The sequence below is a fragment of the Robertmurraya sp. DFI.2.37 genome, assembly GCF_029211245.1.
GTDB classification, from domain to species: Bacteria; Bacillota; Bacilli; order Bacillales; family Cytobacillaceae; genus Robertmurraya; species Robertmurraya methanolica_A.
Map to the genome: position 1 here is coordinate 1 of NZ_JARGEJ010000970.1, position 255 is coordinate 255.

Below are 255 nucleotides of genomic sequence, written 5' to 3' on the forward strand. Positions count from 1 at the left end.
CGAGTCCATTTAGGCCCACCATCCTATTATAATGGGGCCTTAGCTCAGCTGGGAGAGCGCCTGCCTTGCACGCAGGAGGTCAGCGGTTCGATCCCGCTAGGCTCCACCAAGAATTTTTTACGTAACGTAGTGAAGTAAAAATATTCTTCCTTAATTTTTCGCAAAAGAAGTGAAAATGGGTTCTCCATTCTCTTTTTAAAAGCGAATTTTTTAAATTAAGTCATATGCAATCTTCAGATTGCAACATTGTACCTT

1 tRNA gene is annotated in these 255 nt (G+C 41.6%); it reads left to right on the top strand.

The features are described 5' to 3' along the window. The first annotated feature begins 33 nt into the window (after positions 1 to 33). Positions 34 to 109: transfer RNA gene (locus PZE06_RS29380), tRNA-Ala, on the top strand. Positions 110 to 255 lie beyond the last annotated feature (146 nt).